Raw genomic sequence first — 18,742 nt, 5'->3', positions numbered from 1 at the left:
GGCATATCCCGCTCCGCGGGATATGCCCCGGCAAGCCGGGGCATAGAGCGCGAATTGCGCAAGCGCAATTCGGATTCCCGCGTAAACGCGGGAATGGAATTCCGTAAACGGAATTCCGAACGGAATGCAATTCGCGTTTGCGCGAATTGGAGGCGACCGCGCAAGCGCGATCACCCAGGCTGGCTACGAGGGGAGATGCATCACGCGCGTGCCTGTGCAGGGCTTGGGGTTACTGGCCACTACCCCCGCAACGGATGTGACGGACCGTCGGTCCACGTAGGTGCCGACCCTGCCGCAGTGACGGGTTCCACTGCGCTCCACCCTGACGCCTTCCCCACCCTCGAATCCAGCCGCTCACGTTCACCAATACCCCGCCAGCATATACGCCAACCCGCCACTGTGGGACAGGATTCGATGATACGTCATCCTGGGGAGTGAACGCGTGACACGGATGATGCATCACGTACGTGCACTGTGTAGCGTTTGGGTCCTGGCCGCGCCACCCCTGCCCCAGTCAAAAACTACCGGCTGAATTCAGAATTACGCGGCCCAAAATAGCTCAGCCACAGAAAGGAAGCTCCGATATGGGACCGGTTGAATTCGACGTGCGGAGGTACCGGAGCCGTCCGGCCCCCCAGGGCCGGGTGGCGGAACCGCCCACCGGTGCCGGCCACGCTTCCTTGTGGTTGATCGTCACGGTCGGCACCACCCGAGACTCAGAGCCGCTGCTGCTGTCCACGACCCGCACAGGGGCGCGGTGTCGCACGCGAAGCCGCCTCAGCCATCGACGGATCGACCAGTGGCGCCGCAGAACGGCGTCCACGGGCGCGTGGGGACCTACTGGCCTCCCCCCGGGGCCGTCGACCGCCCGGGGCGCGGCCTCAGGGGCGCCTGGGGGCCTTCGCGGGTGCGGTGGTCATGCGGGCCGGGTGGCGGGTGTGGGACGGCACGCCCCAGGAGCTGCGGATCACTGGCTGTGCTGGTTGGTGCCGTCGGTGGCGGGCCTGGCCACGCGCGTGACGCCTTGGTCCCGACCTCGCGCGCGCGTGCGTCTAAAAGAAAAGAGGGCCCTCGGGAAAAACCGGCTCTGACCTGGGCTTTTATGGAAGGGGATGTGTCGGCGCTGACACATTGACCTGCGGAAATGTGTCCGTGGTGCCACATCGACACCCGCATTTGCCAACTCTGCTTGTACAACTGTGGAACGTTGCTGGTGGGAGCCGGTTTTCAGGAAACACCCCTCGAATCCAATGTGTCGGCGTCGACACCAAAGCGCCACGCCAGCGTGTACAAATCTGCCAACTGAGCTTGAACAACTGCTAGGGTCCGGCGCGACCCCCAAGATCGAGGACAGGACCACCGTCGATGCCCCGCCAGCCCAAGCGCCCGACCGCCGGCCGCGGCAAGGGCAAGATCACCGCCGTTCCGCCCGGTGGTGACAGCGCCTTCCGCGAGACCCTGTCCTCCCGGCTGGGCAAGGACATCAAGCCGCCGACCCGCAAGCGGCCGGTGCAGCAGATGGACGTCAACGTCCGGTATACCTATCGCGCGCCTCACGAGATGTACGGGCGTTCCGGCTACAGCGTGGTGTCCAACGACTTCCTCTCCGACGTCCTGGCCGTGCTCATCGCCCAGCACGGCATGTCTCCGATCCAGTCCGCGGTCCTGCTGTGGTGCATCGGCCGGCAGCGCGAAGGCTGGCTACGCGCCACGCACAAGAAGATCGCCGACAGGCTGGGCGTGGAACGGTCGAACGTGACCCGGGCGATCGGCCGCCTCGAGGAATGGCACATGATCCAGCGCGTGGACACTGGGCTGATCTTCGTGAACCCGATGCTCGGGTTCGAGGGCAACGGAGACGTACAGCGCGAGATTCTGGACGCACTGCGCGACAAGGAGACCGGGAAGCTGCCCGAAGAGGTCTTCCCGGCCCTCAACGCCCCACCGCCACCGCGCAGCGTTCAGCTGGAGCTCGGTGCCGAAGACGGGGAAGATGTAATGGTCGACGAAGAGGGGCGGGCATGCTGATCCAGGCGAGCGCCGGTTTCGGAATGCTGTACCGGCTGGACCTCACCAAGGCCGCGATGGAGCTGCTGAGCGTCCTCATCGAGCGCCAGGAGCCCGGCGGCGAGGTGAACGCCTCCCAGGCCGAACTGGGCGCGCGCGTGGGCCTGTCACGGAACTCCGCGAACACGGCGATGTCGCTGCTGGAGAGCCGGAACCTCGTGCTGAGGCCCGTCGACCGCAAGTACCGGACCTACTACCTCCACCCGTACATCGCCTCCTACGCCTCCCAGGAAGAGCTGGAGGAAGCGATCGAGGACGCATCCGAGCGCATCAAGGCCGGCGAACTGCCCGAGATCGCCGTCCCGCTGTACGAAACCGCGCCGCCCAAGCGCCAGAGCCAGCCGCTTCGGGCCGTCCGCGCCGCCGGCTGACGTCGCCCGCCATATGTGCCCCGGCGAGCACCCGGTGCGTACACCGTCCCCCTCCAGGGGAAACCCGCAGGTCAGCGGCGCGCGGCCCGAGTAGGCGGTAGCACCAGGTAAACCGGTTTGTTCTGGTTCTCCAGAACACAACCGGCGGCTGTTCCGGTCCGTGCGTACATTGTTCCCCTCTGCGGGAAACCCGCAGGCAGCCGTCCCGCACGGTGGCGTTGCTGCCACGAAACGGTGGCAGCAACGCCACCAAACAGCGCCGTCGGTCAGCAGGCTCTGACCGACGGCGCTGTATGCGGTAGCCGTGCATAGATCTCGCCCGGAACATCGCAGATCTGCGATGCTATGCAGCCGCCGGGACGGGCTCCCGACCGTGCAGGTGCCCGTGGAGCGGCAGGTGCTGGCAGGGGCAGCACGGCCCGAGCGGTGAGCAGCAGCTGCCCGTCGCTGTCGGGACGGGGCCGGCCTGCCACTCGTGCAGCACCCTTGTGCTACGCGGGCCCATGCAAATACTGCGCTGCACCCGCGACACCGCCCTCCTGTCACCCGACAACCACCACCAGGACCCACGCGTTGCACTACCGCGACGACGGCCACCGTTCACCGGAACCCACCGATGACACCCCCTGCCCACCACCGGCGAGCATCACGACCAGGAGCAGCGGCACCCTGCCGCCGCAGGCCCTCGCCTCACACCTCACACCCTCACATCGCACCCCGGCCACCAGGGGAAACGGGCTGTGTGTCACACAGGAGCAGCCGGGAGCGGTGGCCTACAAGACAATGCCGTGCAGGGCGCGGCGGTCACCGGACATCGCGTAGCGGCGGGCGGCGAGGCCGTTCGTGAGGGTCTCGCCGATCTGCGCGCACAGTGGCGCCAGGACGTCGGCCGCGTCGGTGTCGGAGAGGTAGGCCGGGGCGACTTCGAGCATCAGCTTGCCGATCGCGTGCGTGCTGGTGGCGAGGTCGTCGACGACGGCGCGCAGCGCGGCGAGCGCGGGATCCGCCGGCGGATCGGCGGGCGGCGGGGGCGGGGCGGTGCGGACGTCGCGGACGGCCTGGCGGACCACGGCGCGCACGGTCGGCTCATCGAGGGCTGTCAGGCCGCTGTGGGCGAGCGTGGCGAGTCGGCGGGTGATCAGAGCTCCGTGACGGCGTCCGTACGGCTGGAGACGTCGATCAGGGCGCGCTGGGACAGGCCGTAGTCGAGCGCGGCCGCGGCGGCCGGGTCGGTGTCTCGCGTGCGAGACATCTCGGGGCCGGCGGCGACCGCGTCGTGGATCGCGGCGAGCGCGCGGGCAACGTCGAGGAGCCGGTACGCCTGGGCGCGGCTGATGCCGAACTCCGCCCGGCAGTACGACTCCCAGCTGCTGTGCCCCAGGGGGAGCCACACCCGGGCGGCGTGCGCGTCGCGGACCCGGGCGGCGAGGACCGCCACGGAGCGCCGGACGTCGTCCATCGCCTCGCGTAGTCCGGCCGCCGCTGCCCCGGGCGCGAGCCCGGGGCAGCGGCGGCTGCGCCGGTTCGACACCGTGCTCCTGGTCCTCGGTGTGCTTGCCCACGACTCCATCGTCCTCCGGGCCGGCGGGCGCCACCAAGCGTGCGGGAGCACAAGGCGCCGCGTATCGGGACAGGACCGGTCCGCAGTTCACCGGATTGAGGGGTGGCTGTGCTGGTTGCTGACGGGGGTGAGGGTGATGCGGCGCTGCTGGGCTGGACCTCACAGGCTCATAGCCTCACAGGTCAGCGCGTTCACCTGGGGAAACGGGGAGTGAGCCTCACACCCCACAGGTGGTTGAGGGGCACCAGTGCCGTTCTACGCTCCGCGCCATGGACAACGAGACCGAGGTGGCCCGGGTGGACCCGCGCCAGTTGCCGAAGGGCAGCTTCACCGACTCTGACGTGGCCAGGATCGAGCTGGTGAGTGAGGCCGCATCCATCGCACGCCGCCTTGAGCGGTACGCACAGATGGTGGGCGAGGACGAAGCGCAGGCGGGTGACTACGTGCGTCTGGCGAAGGTCCACGATGCGCACGACTCCCTGATGGAGGAGGCGGTGGTTGCCGAACGGGTTCGCGGTACGAGCTGGGAGATCCTGGCGGAGGTCCTCGGGGTGACCGCAGAGGAAGCGGAGAAGGAGTGGGGCGGCGCGGAAGCCCGGTGGCGGCGTGCAACCCCTGTCACGAGCGTCCACCGTAAGGACCCTGGGTACTTCGCGGCAGCCGCTGACGAGTACATCACCACGGGCAACCCGGGACGGATCGGCCCCGCCGGGGGCCGGCCGTTGTCCCTTTCCCTGGACGCGGCCGCTCATCTCACCGGCCGGGATGTCTCCGCAGCGGATCAGGCGTTCGCAGGCGCTCCTGGCTGCGCGCACTGTTCCCGTTGAGCTCCGCGTTTCCGGGGCCGGGGCCACCGCCTTCGCCCCTCGCTGTGCACCTTCGCGGCAGCTCCCGAAGGGGGGCGTGACGCCGTATGGCCTCAGGCGGTGCTCCAGCCGACTTCCAGGCCTATCCGCGTGAACATCCGGCCGCACCGCAACGGTGAAGGGGGTGCTGGCCGCCGAGCGAAATGAGGACCAATGCCGAAGAGGCCGCCGTACGACACGACGTACGGTTTCGACCACGCCACCGGGACCGTCCGCGTCGGGCACCACGACTTGGCCCGACTGCTGCTGATGTTCCGTTCGCTGATGCGCGAGCAGAAGCCGGGCTCGTGGGAGCACATGCGGGACTACGACCTGTCGTTCGAGCGCCTCGCGGACGCGGCTGACGCCGCCGCGGAGGTCGTCTACGGCAAGAACTGGAAGGGGCCCGACCTTCGGATGCGGTGCACGACGACCGAGCCGGTCTACGGCTGGCCCGGCGGCGCACCGTACAACGTCGGGGCAACGTTCACCTGGCTGGTGCCGGGATACGGCTCACACGCCACCAAGGACGAACTCTTCCCGATCACGCACCAGTCGCTGTGCGGGTTCAGCTGGGCGAGGGAGGACAGGCCGCGCCGGGTGGAGGGGCTGCCGGAGTGCCCGGAGTGCCGGCGCGAGGTCCAGCTCGGTGCGGAGCGTCCGCGCGGTTCCTGGTGACTACGGAGCGGATATGCGTTGCCGTGCGGGTGGCAACGGGTGGATACGGCCCCTTGGGCTGCGGGTTCCCGGCACACTCAGCCCACCAGCCTGCGTGGACGAGGAGAAGTGCGATGCCCAAGAAGACCGCCCCGGACGACGCGTACGACCCCGAGAGCGACACGGTCCGAGTCGGACGGCACGACCTGGAGCGGCTGCTGCTGGAGTTCCGCTCGCTGGTCAGCCGGCAGGCGCCCGGCAGCTGGGAGCACATGAGTGACTACGACTTGTCCTTCGAGCGGCTGGCCGACGCCGCCGACGCCGCCGCTCAGGTCCGCCAGGGCGCCCGCTGGGAGGGCCCCGACCTTCGGATGCGCTGCACCACCACCGAAGCCGTCTACGCCTGGCCGGAGGGCGCGCCGTACGAGGGCGGGACGACGGTCACGTGGAACGTGCCGGGTCACGGTTCCCACGCCACCGATCCCACCGAGGACCTGTCGATGTCTCTGTGCGGGTTCAGGTGGGCGGAGGGGGAAGGGCGGCGTGTGAGCGGCTTGCCGGACTGCCGTGAGTGCCGGCGGGAGGTCCAGCTCGGTGCCGACCGCCCTCGCGGCGACTCGTGACTCCGGCGCGGATCCATGGCGCCGTCCAGGTGGATACGGCCGTTGACACCGTGGCTACGGTGCGGAACGCCACGAGGGCGGCAGTTGCGATGCCGGGGTCGTGGCGTTGTCACCGGGTGGCTATCCGAGCCAGACGATGTTCAGCACGGTCAGTCGGCGCAGGGGCTGGTTTACCCAGTAGGTGAGGGAGAGCCGGCCGACGGACGCGTAGCGCACGTCCTCGCCCTCAAGGTCCTCCGCGTTCCACTGCCGGAAACCCCACGGGTCTGCGGCGGCGGCGCCCAGGACGTTCCACACGGTGTCTTCGACGTGTTCGGGCAGGGTGTCGAGGACCTTCGCGGCCGGTGCGGAGAAGCGGACCGCGTACGGCTGTCCGCTCACCGGCGCCTTCGCCTTCCCCGTAGCTCCGCCATGCCGATTGCCTCGCTGTCGTCGTAGCCGGAGGCGACGAACGCGTCGACGGCCGGGGCGTGGGCGAGGCGGCCCTGCCAGTCCTGTAGGACCTCGTACAGCCCGCCGAGAGAGAACGTCCGGCGGGAATCCTCCAGGGCCGCCGACCACTCCCGCTCGAAGGCCGGCACCCACTGCGCGGCGCGCGGGTCGGCGCGCAGCTGGGCGAGGATTTCGGCCGGCGCCCCGGGCGCAGGGGCGTACGGCGTGACGGGTGCGTGGTCGGGCTGCGCGCTCATCGGCCTGTTCCTCTTCTTCATGGGGAGGGCATTGCCGCACACCGTCATGTCGTCGTCCGTGCCCCAGCAGCAGAATCTGCCGAACGGCACGTCGCGGGCGGTGAGCGGAATCAGCCCGGCCCACCCCTCACCGTGCTCGGGGCACAGCAGCACGTCGGCCAGGTCAGGGTGCTTGTAGGCCACGATGTCGGCCTGACGAAGGCCGTGGGCGGGGCGTGCGCTCATCGGCTGGTCCTCCTGGCGGGTCGTCATCTCACGGTACGCGTGCTGGCGGCCGTGGAGGCGGACATACGGTGATCCCCTGCTACCGGGTGCGCAGGGCGCGGGCGACGGCCTGGGAGTGCTCGCGCAGCGGCTGGTCCTGCTGCTCCCAGGTGGCGGCCACATAGTTGAGGAGTTCAGCCGTCGCGCGCTCGGAGTCGCTCGGGTCGCCGGTCAGCAGCCGGTCGGCGGCGTACGCGACGTCGGCGGCCGGGGAGGCCGGCTCCTGCGCGTAGCCGGGGCGCGGGGAGCCGGTCAGCTTCAGGGTGTACTCGTTGCCGGTGCGGGTGAGGGCGGTGATGGTGTTGAGGTTGAGCGGGCCGAAGGATGGCTGTTCGAGGGCGGCGCGGATGAAGTGCGGGTGGTTGCCGATCGCGGCGGCGACGGCGTCCCAGGCGTAGGCGACCCGCTCAGCGTCGGGGTCCGGCTCCACGGTGGTCAGGGAGAGTTCGAAGCCGGTGCCGTCGGTGTCGCGGAACCAGACGGTCTCGTCGCCGGGCGCGGCCGGGGCGACGAAGGTGATGTGCGGGCTGCCGCGCAACGCGTCGGCGATGCGGACAGCGTCGTGGTCGGCGTCGAGCAGAGGGCTCTTGTCCCGGTCGATGGGCGGCATCTGAAGCTCGTCAGTTGTCACCGGAGAAGCCGGGAATTCGGGGGTCATTCATGCGCTCCTTATGAGTAGCCGATATCCAGGTAGTCGATGTCGTTGATTGCCACGTCCGACAGTCCCATAGCCCGGCCGCCGCCGTCCTGGAAATAGACGTCCTTAAAGCCTTCGGCGATGATTCCACGCATTTGCTGGTCGCTGGCACCCGCGTCGCGGGCCTCGAACAGGCGGCGGGCATACTCCGCGGGGAGGTGCACGGTGAGGCGCCGGAAGCGTCCGTCGTCGGTCGTGCCGACCGGCGCGGTGTACCCGAACCGTGCCCTCGTCTCCACCGTGATCCCGCTGGCGGCGGCCTGCTTGCGCCGGCGCTTGCGGACCTGGGGCTGCCAGCGGGAGCGGACGGCGTCGTCGATTTTCGCGGCGATGTCCTTGGGCGGGTGCTTGCGGGCGCCGCGCCGGTAGCGGTTGACGGAGTCGGCGGTGATGCCGAGCTCCGCTGCTACCGCCTTGGCGTTCCCCAACTGCTTGAGCAGGTAGTTGATGCGGCCCTGCAGAGTCTTGGGCGGTTCCCGGGTGAAGTTTTCCCGGTCGGCGCGTTCGATGGCGTCCTCGATCTCCGCCATCGGTCAGCTCCCGTCCATGTGTGCACTGTGGTCGTACCGGTTGAGGATCAGGTGGGCGTCGGCGGCCGGGGCGAGGTTCACGACCAGATGCTCACCGACTCCGGAGACCGTGGTGGCGTCGGGCGTGAGGTAGCCGAGGCTGCGCAGCTCGCCGACCGCCGTACGGAAGGCTTCACGGCCTTCGGCGGCTCCGCGTTCGGCGCGGGTGAGGGAGACGAGTTCGCTGATCTTGGGTTCCTGGCCGGGGTTGTAACCGGTGGCGAGTTCGGCGAGGACGCCGCGGGCGCGCCAGGTCAGGCGCATGTCTCGCATGGCCTGCGCGAACAGGACCGAGTCGTGGGCGGGCGGGGCGGAGGGCAGGGGCCACTGCGGGGTGTTCATCGGGGCTGCTCCTTCAGGTTCATTCGGTGATGACGGCCGGGGCCGGGGGCTACTCGCCCTCGTCGAGGACGGCGTCGCCGCCCTTGATGTGGCGGGCCGGGTTGAGGCCCTTCTCCATCAGGTCGACCGCCCACAGCATCGACTGGACGCCCTCCAGCTTCGCCAGGCCCGGGGTGGGCCCGAGGCGGAAGGCGCCGGGCTGCGGCTTGCCGGACGCGGCGTAGGGGAGGAAGTCGAGCGGGCTCTCACCCGGCGAGGGGTAGACGACGCAGTCGGACAGCACGGCGAGCGGGAACAGCCCGGTCATCTTGACCATGTTGTTGAGCTTGCGGTGCATGTTGACCCGCGCCTTGCTGATGACGGCGGCCCGGATGTCGGGGCGCCACGTTGGCCGCGACAGGGCCGGCCACGTCTCGCCCTCCTTGTAGTGGCGGCCCTGCGGGCGCTCGCGGAGCTTGCCGACGCCGCCCTTGACCGTGGCCTTGATCGCGGACAGGACGGCGGACAGGGCCGGGTCCCTCTGCTTGTGCTGCTCCATCGCCGCCAGGAACTCGGCATCGGTGAGGTCCTTGGTGACGCCCATGTCGGCGAGGGTGTCGACGTAGGCGGTCTTGAGGCGGTCGTGCCACGGGTCGAGGTACGCGCCGGTCTCGCGGCGCAGGTACGCCTCGATCGGGTGGACGTCGTGCCCGAGCTCCTGGGCGTAGGCGAGGGTGTGCGTCTGGTACCAGGCCGGGCCGGTCGGGCGTGAGCCGTCCGGGGTGAACGGCGAGGGCAGGCGCGGGTCCAGCTCGATGTGGGACAGGTCGACCAGCCAGCTCCCGGGGATCTTCGGGTTGAACTTCGGGGCGTGGAAGTGGTCGGGGGCGCTGAGGCCGACGACCAGGCGGGCTGCGGCGGCCAAAAACGCGGTGTTGAGGTCCAGGCCCACCGCGTACGGCAGCGTGCACTCCTCATCGGACAGCGTCTCGACCGACCGTACCCACTGGTACGCCTCTTCGTTCAGGAAGCCGCCCCTCCAGCCGGAGTTCACGACGACGGGGTGTTCCGGGGTGGCCTCCGGCGGCGCCGGGTCCATCGGCTCGGTGCCCAAGCTGCCGGAGTTGTAGCCGGAGACCCAGTTCCCGGTGGTCGGGTCCTGCACGGCCTTCGTCGGCGGGCGCAGCGCCGTCATCAGTTCCAGGCCGGAGACGGCGGTGGAGCCGCGCGGGGTGATGACCCGGGTCGCGTACACCCCGAGGACGCGGGCGATGTCGGCCGGCTCCATCTCGCTCACGCCGGGCCAGGACCGCTCATCGAGGGCGTCCCACGACAGGATCGCCAGCTGTACGCACTGCCGGTCGCGGCCCTGCGCCTTGCGGTAGATCCGCGCCCACGGGCCGAAACCGCGCTGGGTGAGCTGCCACTTCGCCTTGGCGACCTGCTTGACGACCGGGTGGTCTTCGGGCAGGCGCAGGGAGCGGCGCTGCTCGTGGCCCTCCAGGCGCTCGGGCAGCCCGAGCTTCACGGCGGCGGCCGCGGTGAGCACGATCAGCGGGTCGCTGTCCTTGCCGTACCGGTTGAGCTTCGCGGCACCGAGGCCGGACTCTTTGAGAGTCCACTCCACGAGCTGCGGCACGGTGGTGGCCGGGCAGTCGAGCACGATGCCGTCCGTGCCGTACGCGGAGCCGTCACCGTCCAGGACGGCGAGCGGGCCGTGCGGGAAGCGCGAGTCCAGCGCGGCCTTCTTCGCAGCCGGGCGCCGCGACGACGCGGCCGGACGGGCGGGACGCTCCGGCGCGGCCTGGACGACCGGGGCCGGGGCGGCGGCGGTGTCGGGGGCTTCGGGTGCAGCCGGGCCGGTGAACGTCTCCGGTACCGGGGCCGACTGCGGCACGGCCACCGGAGCCGGGGCGAGCGCGCCGGCGCCGTGAGCGGGGTACTTCGCGGCCCAGCCGTTCAGCAGCCGCTGGTACGCCTCCAGGCGCGGCGGCTTCGGCTCGGAGCGGCCGTTCTCCCAGTTCTTGACCGTCTGCGTCGTCGACTTGAGGGCCTGGGCGAGACGGGCCTGGGTGATGCCGGCGGCCTCGCGGAGCCGGGCGCGCTCCGGCGGGGGCGGGAGCTGCGGCTCCTCTGCCAGCAGGGCGTCGATGTTCGCGAACAGCTCTTCCTCGGATGCCATATCTGTCTACCTCCACCCCGAACTCTAGCATTCTTTAACCCATGAGCAAGGTTGTTTTTAACCTTTAAATTAGCCCGTTCTGTTGAGTGTATGCTGCGTGGCGTTGCCACGGATGGCGCCCGAAACCGAGCAGGGAGTGGTGTTGAGAGACGAGGACGTCGTTCCGGTCGTCCTGGCCGAGGGCCAGCACGAGGAGATCCTGGTGACCGAGATCCTGCCGGCCTGGACCAAGGACGCTGTCCCTCAGGACCGGCCGGTGGTGGTGATCGTCGCCGGTCCGGCCGGCAGCGGGAAATCCGAGCTGTGCGATCTCCTGCGGGCAGTCCTTGACCGGCGGGGCGGCGCGGTACTGATCGGGCGCGACCTCTACAAGAGAGCCCACCCCCACTACGCCGGTCTCCTGCGGAGCGATGACCGCACGGCGGGCGTGCGGATCCGACCGGATGTCCTGCGGTGGCAGGCGGAGGTCGAGGCGTACGCCCGGAGCCGACGCTTCGACGCGGTGCTGGAAGAGCCCGTCGCCGACGTGGAGGAGGCGTGCGTGAAGGCCCGCACCTACCGCGCGGCCGGCTACCGCGTCGAACTGGTGGCGCTGGCCACGGCGGAGGCCGCCGCGCAGCTCAGCGGCCTGGACCGCTACCTGACACAGGTCGCCGAGCAGGGCGTCGGCCGGTATGTCTCCTGGGGCAACTTCGACCGGTGCGCCCGCAACCTGCCGCTCTTCTTACAAGCCGTCGAAGCCGAGCGGCTGGCGGACCAGGTCATGGTGGTGCAGCGCGGCCTTGAGGTCCTGTACCGCAACGACCTCACCGACAACGGCTCCTGGCACAGTGCACCGGCCGCGCCGCAGGCACTGACCGCGGACTGGGCCCGGCCATGGACAGCGCCGGAGACCTGGCGCTTCCGCCGCCAAATCTCCGGCGCGGAGCAGCGGCTGCACCCTGCCGTGCTCACGCCGGAGCGCCGTCTGGCGGTGGCCGGCGGCCTGGAGCGCGCCTTCGCGCTGGCCGAGCCCGTACGCCGGATCGCCCAGCCGCTCACGGTGCCGCCCGGTGTCGACTACCACCGCCTGTCCGCCGGCGAGCACACGTGGATCTTCGACGAACTCATCGTCCCGATGTACCTGAGTGCCATCACCCCGCAGGACGACCCCGTCACCCTGTACGTGATGGGCGCGCAAGGAGCGGGGAAGACCCACGCGGCGCGCATGCTGCGCCGCGCGCTGCGCGCGCGCAGGCCCACCCGGATCGAGGGCGGCATCTTCAAAGCGATGCACCCCGACTACCGTCAGCTCCTCGCGGAAGAGCCGCGTACGGCCTCCGACCGCATCAGGGCCGACTACCGGGCCTGGCAGGTGATGGCCGAGGCGTACGTACGGGCCCGCCGCGGGGACATGCTGATCGAGATCGCCCCGGACAGCGTCAGTCACTTCCTTGACGGTGCGCGCCGCCATCACCGGGAGGGCCGCCGGGTGGAGCTGGTCGTGATCGGGGCGCGCGCCGCGGACAGCCGGCTGGGCACCGCGACCCGGTGCGCCGAGGTGGCCCGCCTGGGCGGATCCCCGAGGTTCACCGCGGCCGCCGCCCACGACGCGACCTTCCAGGTCGTTCCCGAGGTGGTCCGCGCGGCCGAGCACTCACCGTACGTGCACTGCACCTCTGTCATCGGCAGAGACCTGACCGCGGTGTACCGCAACGAGCGCGCCCCGGACGGAGCCTGGAACAGGACGCCCCGGGGCGGGGACGTCCTGGAGGCCGAACAGCACCGCCCGTACACGGTGGCCGAAGCGGCCCAGCTCCTCGCCACCCTTCAGCGGCTGAAGGGAGAGCTGCCGCAGTACCGGCCGGACCTGGTGGACATTGCCGCACTGGCCTGGCCCTTGATGCCCGCCCACCTGCAGCCGCGTACCCTCACCTCCGCGATCATCACGGCACCGCTGCCCGTCCTCCAGCAGAAGTCCGGCTACTGGCCGCCCAGCTCCTGGGAACGGGCCGCGTAGCGAGCCGCGATCGCGTCGACTTCCTCCGGGCCGGCGTCCTGAAGCGCCCGCAGATCGGCTGCGCACACAGCCAGTTCCTCCTTCAACGTCTTCAGCCGCTCAGGGACAGCTTCGGGGGCGCGCTGTTCCTTCATGATCTGTTCCGCGTACCAGTTGCTCACGTCCTGCACGAGTTGCTCGGCGGCCTCGGCACTCACGCTCTCCGACACGGGGGGATTCCTTTGCGTATGGGCGGTGACCAGGGACGTCACTGTCTCTGGCCGAGACGGTACGGCCACACCGCCCGCGTTGCGTAAAGCGGCCACGCCGCACGGCGCAGGGCCTACGGTGGATACCGCCGATGATCATTCTGGGGGGACCGACCGTGGCCGACCTACGTGCACTGTTCAGCTCCAACAACCCGTCGTTCGACGCCACCGAGGCGTTCACCAACCGGGAGCACCAGTGGGCCCTGGTCGCTGCCGCTCTGGAAGAGCACCTGCGGCACACCGCCGGCCACGGGTTCAACGTGGAAGACCTCGAAGCGCCCCGCACCAATGTGCTCGTCTTTCACGGCGTGGGCGGCGTCGGCAAGTCCACGCTGCTCCGCAAGATCGAAGCCGCGCTCACCGGAGCCGAGCACCGCCCAGCCCAGTGGGGCGCGCCCACCTGGACGCAGCAGTTCCTGCCCATCCGGATCGACCTGTCCCGATCCGCGTCGACCGGCTCCGACTTCGAGCGGGTCATCCTGACGATCCGCCTCGCACTCGCCGGAGCCCTGGGCCGCACGCTGCCCTCCTTCGACGTGGCCCTGCGTCACTACTGGGAGGCCGTCCACCCCGGGGAGCCGCTGGACGAGTACGTGCGGCGGACCGGGCTGACGGGCCGCTTCGCCGAGATGCTGCCGCAGCAACTGCAGGCCGGGGTCGGCGAGGTCGCCGCGGCGCTCCAGCTGCCGGGCCTGGCCGGCTCCGCGGCGCAGCAGCTCACCTCCGCGCTGGTATCCGCCCTTCGCGAGCGCCAGGCCCGCGCCCAGGCGCTGGCCGGCGCCGTACGGACCGCGGCCCTGCTGGAAGCCACCCCCGATCTCGAGGCGCTGTCCTACTACAGTCACCTGCTGGCCTGGGACCTGAGCCGGCTGCCCGCGAAGAAGCGCGTCGTCCCGGTGGTGCTGCTGGACACCTTCGAGGACACCGGCGATCGCCACCGCGACTTCGAGCGGCTGCTGCAGCGCCTGGTCTGGCTCATGCCGAACGCTTTCTTCGTCATCAGTGGCCGCAGCCGTCTGCCGTGGGCCGATCCCGCACTGCACGGCCAGCTCGACTGGACCGGGCCGGCCGCCTGGCCCGGCCTCGCCGCCTCCACCGCGGCGGTGCCGCAGCCGAGGACGACGGCCGCACCGTCCGGACGGCAGCACCTGATCGGTGACCTCTCCCCCGAGGACTGCGACGCCCACCTCGCCCGCCGCCTGGTCCAGGACGGCCAGCCCCTCATCAGCGCCGACATCCGCGCCGCGATCACCGCCCGCTCCCACGGACTGCCCCTCCACCTCGATCTCGCCGTCAGCCGCTTCCTGGAGATCCGCCGCACCCGCACCCCCACCCCCGCCGACTTCGACTGCACCTTCCCCGCCCTCCTCGCGCGCACCCTCTCCGACCTCACCCCCGACGAACGCCACCTGCTGCGCTCGGTCGCGTTGCTGGACGCCTTCGACCTCGACCTCGCCACCCGGACAGCCGGCCTCACCCACCAGGCCCCCGCCCGGCGCCTGACGGAGCGGCCCCTGATCAGCGAGAATCCCTACGCGCTGTGGCCCTACCACCTGCACCGCGCGATCCGCAGCGCCGTCCGCGACGACACCCACAGCGACGACCGCTGGACGGACGCGGACTGGCACCAGGCCGCCACCCGCGCCCTGGCCGCCCTCGGCGACCAATGGACGGACACCACCGCCCACGCCCCCAGCCGCATGCTCCTCGTCGCCTGCCTGCGCCAGGGCCTGCGCCTGGCCCGCGACCATCACCTGACCGGCCTGGACTGGCTCATCGAGGCCGCCTTCGTCTACACGGACGACTCCGTCTGGGAACCCCTCGCCCTGCCCACCCCCGTGGATCCGGCACCGGACACCCCAGCCGATGCCGTGGCCGAGCTCCTCACCGCGATCGCCCGCCGACAGCGTGAACACCGCCAGCACACCGCCGACCGCCTCACCGCCGTCCTGGACACCGGCCTCCTGCCTCCCGAACTGACCGAGATGGCCCTGTACTACCGGGCCAAGGCCCACAAGGACCTCGGCCAAGGCGCCGCCGCCCGGGCCGGGATGCGGCAGGTCGCCGACATCGGCGGACGCCTCGCCCCCAAGGCCCGCCGCGGCCAGGCCAACCTGGCCCGTCTCGCCGGCGACTTCCCCACCGCCCTGGCCGCCGTCCCCACGCTGGGCTGGAAAGGCCGCCACCACCGCGTCCTCGGCGACATCCACTGGTCCCACGCCGACACCGCCCAGGCCGTCGCCGCCTTCGAAGCCGGCCGCGCCGAAGCCGAACACCACGGCGCCGCCGGTGAACGCGCCATGATGCAGGTCCGCCTCGCCCTCGCCATGTCCTTCACCGACCCCGTACGGGCCGGCGAGGAACTCGCCCTCGCCCACCAGCTCCTCGACGGCCTCGACCAACGCTCCAACACACTGCTCGCCATGGTCGTGGCCTTGATCAAGGACGCAGGGAGCCCCGGCACCGGAATCACCGACCGCGCCCAAGGGCTGCACGCCGACATCAACAGCGCCGGACTCCCCTTCCTCCACCGGTTCGTGGAGCTCGCCGTGGCCTTCCACCACGCCGTCCGCGAAGAAGACCGGGACCTGGCCGCCACCATCGACCGCCTGCACACGCTGACCGCCGCCGGCGACTTCGCCTACTTCTGCGACATCGCTCACTTCATGGCCGCCCTGCCCCTGCCGGAGCCCTCAACCATCCGCTGGACCACGAGCGAAGACGACGTCCGCACCGCATGGCGCGGCCTCGTCCAGGCCCGGCAGGAACACCTGCCCGCCGGAAACTGACCCCGGACACACGACGGCCCCGACCAGAAGTCTGGTCGGGGCCGTCGCCATGTACGGGCCGGGTGCCGGGCCCGGAGAAATCAGCCGGCGTCGGGACGCTGCCCCACGAGCTGAGTGAGCAGCTCGATGATGCCGGCATCGCCGGGCTCCCGGCGCAACACCGATACGGAGGACCACCATGAGCAGCCAACTGGAAAGGCCTGAGGTCGATTTCCCCGAAGGCACGCCCCCCGAGACCCTGGAGATCACGGACATCGTGGTGGGCGAGGGCGATGAGGCGGTGAAGGGAAACCGGGTCGAAGTCCACTACGTCGGGATCGCCTACTCCACCGGAGACGAGTTCGACGCCAGCTGGAACCGCGGCGAGACCTTCACCTTCGATCTCGGAGCCGGCCACGTCATCAAGGGCTGGGACACGGGCGTGGCGGGCATGAAGGTCGGAGGCCGCCGCAAGCTCGTCGTTCCCCCGCACCTCGGCTACGGAGCCCGCGGCGCCGGCGCGACGATCCCCCCTGGTGAAACTCTCGTCTTCGTCGTGGACCTCGTCGCCGTGACGTAAGTACCCGACACTGACCCACCGGCACGTCCGTACGGAGCGCGGCCGGTGTCGCGGCCCTGGCGGCCAGGGCCGCGACACCGGCCGACCGGTCAGAGGCGTGTTGGCCACGGCGCATATCCAGGGCGGACGACACCGGATTGCCCGCACCCTGTTCGCATACCGTTGCCCATTCGCATCTGATGCAATTGGCGGCGCTTGAACACCCGGTACAGCCGTTGGCGCCGGGATTGATCTTGGATATTTAGCACACCGGCCGGGGGCTCCGCTGCGGTTCGCGGAAAGATCGGCGCCCGGAAGAACCGAAACCCATCGGCCCTGTGCCGCTCCTCGTCGGGCGCGCCCGATGAACGAGCCAGCGGCTTAAGGCTTTTGTTCAGCTTCCCCGACGAGGGAGCTCCCGCCGTGCGAACTACATCTCGATGGTGCCCATGGATTCGTCCCGGCTGATTTCTTTGCCGTCTGCACCCGTGACCTTCGACTGCACCCACATTTCACCTCCCTTGAGGTACAGCCGAATTGTCCCGATCCCCGTGCCGCTCTCGTTCTTGGCAACTGCCGACACGCCGTCTTGCAGTTGGCCCAACAACTTGATCGGGAACCCGGCGACGGTCCCCTCCCCGCTGAAGCTCCAGGTGTATGGATCCATCTCGATCGACAGCTTCACGATTCCGTCGTCAGGGGCATAAGTGAGGTTCTGCATGATCAATCCTCCCAATTGCACGTTCAGATGCTGACCTTCGCGGCGTAACTACGCCGACTCCAGCCTAATGCGGCCAAACCTCAGTTCCTTTTCGGTTTCCATAAGTCATACAGTCGGGCTATGGCGTGATCTGGCGTGCCCCGCAACCCCGAGGGATACGGGGTCGTGCTCCTGGAGTCCGAGCGGTTCCCCCGGCGGCCCGCGGGGTCACTGCCTTCCGGGGGAACACCGCGGGTCGTCGTCCAGGTCGAAGACGTGCGGGATGCCGCCCTATGCCGAACTCGGCATAGGGGCAAAAAGATCAACGGCCGCAAACGGCACATGGTGGTCGATACCAAGGGGCTGCCGCTGATGGTGATGGTCACCCCGGCAGACCTGCACGACTCCGCCGCCGCCAAGGAAGTCCTCTTTCGACTTCGCCTGACGCACCCCGAGATCACCCTTGCCTGGGCTGACTCCGCCTATGCGGGCAAGCTCGTGACCTGGGCAAAGAAGCATCTGAACCTCACGATCAAGACCGTCAGCCGCCCGAAGAACACCTCCGGCTGGGTCCTGTTGCCCCGCCGTTGGGTGGTCGAACGGAGTCTGGCTTGGATGATGAACGCCCGCCGTCATGCCCGAGATTACGAGCGGCTGGTCCAGCACTCCGAGACCTTGATCACCTGGGCAGCGATCGCGGTGATGACGAAGCGTCTGACCCGCACGGGCCCCACTGGCTGGTCGAAGAAGCCGAAGGCGCCAGCCACACCACCGCAGGCCAGTCCTGCCGGCGACACGTCACAGACCTCGTCACTCGTTGTCACCCAACTCGTCTAGCCCAAACTACCGTCGGCTCAGCCGCCCTGGGCGTCGAACAAGTCGCCGCAGACAGTGCCGCTGTTTCCGCGCGGGAGGCGAGGCAGGTCCGGCAGAACATCGGGGACACCCCCGGCCTCGGGAATCAATCAGGACGTGGTTAGCGGTAAGGAAGGATCTTGCTCGTTAGCCCCCTGATTTCCGACTTGGTCAACGTATCGGTAAACAAGACCGTCGTGAACGGTTGTTCGGAGGCCGGAAAGTACGCGGCCCGGCCGCCGTACTCGAACGAGTATCCGGCGGCCAGGCCGTGGTGCTACGGCAGTCAGCTCACCCCGAGCAGGATCAAGAAACGGCCCCCAGCGGGAGACAGGCGAAACTACCACCCTGAGCAGTCTTGACCAGGGTCCAATATTCGCCCTCGGGACACTTCGTCCACTGGGCGCTCACTGCGTGGGCAGGCATGGTGAGCGCGAGGGGGGCTGCGAGGGTGGCACCGACCAGGGCCAGAGCAGCGATAAGACGACGCATGAAGTCCTCCTTCAAGGACAAGGGCTGTGGAGACTGAAAGTCCCAACAACACACCTATCCACCCAACTAAGCCCAAAGCGCCATGTACCTCGCTTGAGTGACCCCCATACGGCCGGTGGTACCCAACCGCGACGAGCCCGGACCGGAACAACCGCGCAATCCGATCACTCTCCGGGGGTGTAAGAGGGTGTCTCACGTGGCTTGAGGGTTCGTACGGCATGATGTCTGTCGTGGGTGCTGATCTGTCGAAGCGTCTGGTTCCTGATGAACTCTGG

18 protein-coding genes and 1 pseudogene are annotated in these 18,742 nt (G+C 69.5%); 9 read left to right on the top strand and 10 right to left on the bottom strand.

The features are described 5' to 3' along the window. The first annotated feature begins 1,365 nt into the window (after positions 1–1,365). Both AB0389_RS37030 and AB0389_RS37025 read left to right on the top strand, forming a co-directional pair. Positions 1,366–2,028 (top strand): helix-turn-helix domain-containing protein, encoded by a 663-nt coding sequence (locus tag AB0389_RS37030; RefSeq protein WP_366399983.1) that lies wholly within the window; start codon positions 1,366–1,368, stop codon positions 2,026–2,028. Next, positions 2,022–2,438, top strand: coding sequence for a hypothetical protein (locus tag AB0389_RS37025; RefSeq protein WP_366399982.1), 417 nt, complete (start codon positions 2,022–2,024; stop codon positions 2,436–2,438). Before AB0389_RS37030 ends, AB0389_RS37025 begins: the two co-directional genes overlap by 7 nt. A gap of 773 nt (positions 2,439–3,211) precedes the next feature. Here the strand turns inward: AB0389_RS37025 and AB0389_RS37020 are convergent. Both AB0389_RS37020 and AB0389_RS37015 read right to left on the bottom strand, forming a co-directional pair. Further along, positions 3,212–3,517: a hypothetical protein gene (locus AB0389_RS37020; RefSeq protein WP_366399981.1), complete on the bottom strand. Its 306-nt coding sequence runs from the start codon at positions 3,515–3,517 to the stop codon at positions 3,212–3,214. Between the two features lie 59 nt (positions 3,518–3,576). After that, positions 3,577–3,969, bottom strand: a complete 393-nt coding sequence (locus AB0389_RS37015) for a hypothetical protein (RefSeq protein WP_366399980.1) — start codon at positions 3,967–3,969, stop codon at positions 3,577–3,579. 299 nt (positions 3,970–4,268) lie between these two features. Between AB0389_RS37015 and AB0389_RS37010 the strand changes: the two genes are divergently transcribed. The 3 genes from AB0389_RS37010 (at position 4,269) to AB0389_RS37000 (ending at position 6,124) form a co-directional block, all read left to right on the top strand. Then, positions 4,269–4,826, top strand: a complete 558-nt coding sequence (locus AB0389_RS37010; RefSeq protein ID WP_366399979.1) for a hypothetical protein — start codon at positions 4,269–4,271, stop codon at positions 4,824–4,826. Positions 4,827–5,018: 192 nt separating this feature from the next. Continuing rightward, a complete protein-coding gene (locus AB0389_RS37005; protein ID WP_366399978.1) occupies positions 5,019–5,522 on the top strand; it encodes a hypothetical protein in 504 nt (167 codons plus the stop codon). 113 nt (positions 5,523–5,635) lie between these two features. Beyond that, positions 5,636–6,124, top strand: coding sequence for a hypothetical protein (locus AB0389_RS37000; RefSeq protein WP_366399977.1), 489 nt, complete (start codon positions 5,636–5,638; stop codon positions 6,122–6,124). A 120-nt stretch (positions 6,125–6,244) separates the two neighbouring features. Here AB0389_RS37000 and AB0389_RS36995 read toward each other — a convergent pair whose 3' ends face one another. The 6 genes from AB0389_RS36995 to AB0389_RS36970 form a co-directional block, all read right to left on the bottom strand. Continuing rightward, entirely contained in the window at positions 6,245–6,505 is a 261-nt protein-coding gene (locus AB0389_RS36995) for a hypothetical protein (protein ID WP_366399976.1), read from the bottom strand. Continuing rightward, positions 6,502–6,813, bottom strand: coding sequence for a DUF6247 family protein (locus tag AB0389_RS36990; protein ID WP_366399984.1), 312 nt, complete (start codon positions 6,811–6,813; stop codon positions 6,502–6,504). Before AB0389_RS36990 ends, AB0389_RS36995 begins: the two co-directional genes overlap by 4 nt. A 304-nt stretch (positions 6,814–7,117) precedes the next feature. Then, positions 7,118–7,735, bottom strand: a complete 618-nt coding sequence (locus AB0389_RS36985) for a hypothetical protein (RefSeq protein WP_366399975.1) — start codon at positions 7,733–7,735, stop codon at positions 7,118–7,120. Positions 7,736–7,746: 11 nt separating this feature from the next. After that, on the bottom strand, positions 7,747–8,304 hold the full coding sequence (locus AB0389_RS36980) for an XRE family transcriptional regulator (RefSeq protein WP_366399974.1): 558 nt from the start codon (positions 8,302–8,304) through the stop codon (positions 7,747–7,749). Positions 8,305–8,307: 3 nt separating this feature from the next. Then, a complete protein-coding gene (locus AB0389_RS36975) occupies positions 8,308–8,685 on the bottom strand; it encodes a hypothetical protein (RefSeq protein WP_366399973.1) in 378 nt (125 codons plus the stop codon). Between the two features lie 49 nt (positions 8,686–8,734). After that, positions 8,735–10,846 (bottom strand): helix-turn-helix transcriptional regulator, encoded by a 2,112-nt coding sequence (locus AB0389_RS36970; protein WP_366399972.1) that lies wholly within the window; start codon positions 10,844–10,846, stop codon positions 8,735–8,737. 142 nt (positions 10,847–10,988) lie between these two features. Between AB0389_RS36970 and AB0389_RS36965 the strand changes: the two genes are divergently transcribed. Then, complete coding sequence (locus tag AB0389_RS36965; protein WP_366399971.1) at positions 10,989–12,845, top strand: zeta toxin family protein; 1,857 nt, start codon at positions 10,989–10,991, stop codon at positions 12,843–12,845. Here the strand turns inward: AB0389_RS36965 and AB0389_RS36960 are convergent. Further along, positions 12,809–13,054: a hypothetical protein gene (locus AB0389_RS36960; RefSeq protein WP_366399970.1), complete on the bottom strand. Its 246-nt coding sequence runs from the start codon at positions 13,052–13,054 to the stop codon at positions 12,809–12,811. The genes AB0389_RS36965 and AB0389_RS36960 overlap by 37 nt on opposite strands. Before the next feature lie 155 nt (positions 13,055–13,209). Between AB0389_RS36960 and AB0389_RS36955 the strand changes: the two genes are divergently transcribed. After that, the gene (locus AB0389_RS36955; RefSeq protein WP_366399969.1) at positions 13,210–15,882 is read left to right on the top strand and encodes an ATP/GTP-binding protein; all 2,673 of its coding nucleotides are present in this window, start codon (positions 13,210–13,212) and stop codon (positions 15,880–15,882) included. A gap of 178 nt (positions 15,883–16,060) precedes the next feature. Continuing rightward, on the top strand, positions 16,061–16,441 hold the full coding sequence (locus AB0389_RS36950) for an FKBP-type peptidyl-prolyl cis-trans isomerase (RefSeq protein WP_366399968.1): 381 nt from the start codon (positions 16,061–16,063) through the stop codon (positions 16,439–16,441). Between the two features lie 409 nt (positions 16,442–16,850). Here the strand turns inward: AB0389_RS36950 and AB0389_RS36945 are convergent, their stop codons facing one another. Next, a complete protein-coding gene (locus tag AB0389_RS36945; RefSeq protein WP_366399967.1) occupies positions 16,851–17,141 on the bottom strand; it encodes a hypothetical protein in 291 nt (96 codons plus the stop codon). 291 nt (positions 17,142–17,432) lie between these two features. Between AB0389_RS36945 and AB0389_RS36940 the strand changes: the two are divergent. Next, positions 17,433–17,879, top strand: a pseudogene (locus AB0389_RS36940) (transposase); the annotation flags it as partial. Positions 17,880–18,742: the final 863 nt, after the last annotated feature.

This window comes from Streptomyces sp. NPDC093109 (genome assembly GCF_040701725.1).
Classification (GTDB): Bacteria; Actinomycetota; Actinomycetes; order Streptomycetales; family Streptomycetaceae; genus Streptomyces.
This window is presented reverse-complemented; position numbering and strand designations above follow the sequence as displayed.

Coding starts and splice junctions, on each gene's coding strand:
- AB0389_RS36980 (WP_366399974.1), bottom strand. CDS start 8,304: ATGGCGGAGATCGAGGACGCCATCGAACGCGCCGACCGGGAAAACTTC.
- AB0389_RS36985 (WP_366399975.1), bottom strand. CDS start 7,735: ATGACCCCCGAATTCCCGGCTTCTCCGGTGACAACTGACGAGCTTCAG.
- AB0389_RS37030 (WP_366399983.1), top strand. CDS start 1,366: ATGCCCCGCCAGCCCAAGCGCCCGACCGCCGGCCGCGGCAAGGGCAAG.
- AB0389_RS36975 (WP_366399973.1), bottom strand. CDS start 8,685: ATGAACACCCCGCAGTGGCCCCTGCCCTCCGCCCCGCCCGCCCACGAC.
- AB0389_RS37010 (WP_366399979.1), top strand. CDS start 4,269: ATGGACAACGAGACCGAGGTGGCCCGGGTGGACCCGCGCCAGTTGCCG.
- AB0389_RS36990 (WP_366399984.1), bottom strand. CDS start 6,813: ATGAGCGCGCAGCCCGACCACGCACCCGTCACGCCGTACGCCCCTGCG.
- AB0389_RS36950 (WP_366399968.1), top strand. CDS start 16,061: ATGAGCAGCCAACTGGAAAGGCCTGAGGTCGATTTCCCCGAAGGCACG.
- AB0389_RS37025 (WP_366399982.1), top strand. CDS start 2,022: ATGCTGATCCAGGCGAGCGCCGGTTTCGGAATGCTGTACCGGCTGGAC.
- AB0389_RS37005 (WP_366399978.1), top strand. CDS start 5,019: ATGCCGAAGAGGCCGCCGTACGACACGACGTACGGTTTCGACCACGCC.
- AB0389_RS36970 (WP_366399972.1), bottom strand. CDS start 10,846: ATGGCATCCGAGGAAGAGCTGTTCGCGAACATCGACGCCCTGCTGGCA.
- AB0389_RS36945 (WP_366399967.1), bottom strand. CDS start 17,141: ATGCAGAACCTCACTTATGCCCCTGACGACGGAATCGTGAAGCTGTCG.
- AB0389_RS37000 (WP_366399977.1), top strand. CDS start 5,636: ATGCCCAAGAAGACCGCCCCGGACGACGCGTACGACCCCGAGAGCGAC.